Source organism: Flavobacterium frigoris (assembly GCF_900111075.1).
Taxonomy (GTDB): domain Bacteria; phylum Bacteroidota; class Bacteroidia; order Flavobacteriales; family Flavobacteriaceae; genus Flavobacterium; species Flavobacterium frigoris.
In genome coordinates this window covers 1-1,235 of sequence record NZ_FOFZ01000058.1, presented here as the reverse complement: position 1 = coordinate 1,235, position 1,235 = coordinate 1, and the positions used below count along the sequence as shown (strand labels likewise).

The following is a 1,235-nucleotide window of genomic DNA, read 5'->3' as shown; positions in this document are numbered from 1 at the left end:
GAAGAAAATGTTCAAGAGAGCCGAAGAGAATGGATGCTTTTGATGATGGAACGAGCAGGTAAAAAGAATAGCAATGTAAAGCATAGACAATTTTGCTTCGCCAGTTCGCACTTTCAGGCTCGGGTGGCAACAAGATAATCATCCAATAGAGATTTGGTCGCTAAAGGTTTTTGAGCAAAAGCTTAACTATATTCATCAAAATCCTGTTGAATCAGGTTTTGTAACTGATCCAATAGGTTGGAAATACAGCAGTGCTAGAAATTATGGAAATAATGACCAAACACTTTTAGAGATAGACGTGAATTGATTTATAATGTGGGCACGAGCGGGACGCTCGCGCTAGCGGGGAAATTTTTGATCATTATGGATTAGATTCTCTAGATATTGATCCAAAGGAAAAACCTAAATATGCAAATGATTCGGGATTTAGATCTTGGTTTTATCTACAACATAGTAGAATATATCAATTAAGACCGTTTATAACTATTATAAAGTTTAAGAAACAGATTTCAGGAAGTTATAAAAAATAAATTTATGAAAAATAATAAAATAATAAAATCAATAATTTGTGTGCTCATTATTTTGTTTTTTTGTTCCTGCGAGGATAAGAAAACAGAAATTTTTAAAATGAATACAAATCCTAGACTCAGGGTTGGGTTTGTTACAAATTTTTATATAGTGAGTAACCCTCCTGAAGATCTTTGTGATATTTTACTTTTTTACCAAAACGAAGTGAAAAAGTTTTCAGATAGCAAAGGAGATAGATTTCTTTTAAATCAAAAATATTATTATCAATCCTATTATAAAGAAAGATATTTTTTTGATAGAAATTTTAAAGAGTCGATTCCAGATTATGGCAGGGTATTAAATTTTTTGGATGTTTTTAGAGATAAGTATACAGTTGAAACCTCTCATAGAGATGATTTATTTATTACAATTAATTTTAAAGATGATAATAATCGAGAAGATGCTCCAATATCACCTTATTTATTTATCTCTGAAATGAACTTGTATTATTTCCCTAAAGGATTGAAAAACAATCCAAATATTCATTGGGAAAAAAGAAGGAGTAAATACTAAAGGATTGTTTTCTATTTATCCCCCCGCTCCCGCACGAATCCCCCTGCTGGCTTGAGCGTATGCTAGCGCGAGCGTCTCGCTCGTGCCCACAAAGTAAACACAATATTAATTAAATGAGTACAAAATATAAATTTGGAGAAAAAACAGGAGCTTAT

2 protein-coding genes and 1 pseudogene are annotated in these 1,235 nt (G+C 31.8%); all 3 read left to right on the top strand.

Annotated features, from left to right (window positions below; genetic code table 11):
• Positions 1–307: pseudogene (locus BMW63_RS18505) on the top strand (transposase); the annotation flags it as partial.
• A gap of 43 nt (positions 308–350) precedes the next feature.
• Complete coding sequence (locus BMW63_RS18720) at positions 351–530, top strand: DUF3289 family protein (protein ID WP_083380556.1); 180 nt, start codon at positions 351–353, stop codon at positions 528–530.
• 4 nt (positions 531–534) lie between these two features.
• The gene (locus tag BMW63_RS17795; RefSeq protein WP_074724799.1) at positions 535–1,080 is read left to right on the top strand and encodes a hypothetical protein; all 546 of its coding nucleotides are present in this window, start codon (positions 535–537) and stop codon (positions 1,078–1,080) included.
• Positions 1,081–1,235: the final 155 nt, after the last annotated feature.

Excerpts from the sequence above, each read along its gene's own strand:
- BMW63_RS17795 (WP_074724799.1), top strand. The coding sequence starts at position 535 with ATGAAAAATAATAAAATAATAAAATCAATAATTTGTGTGCTCATTATT.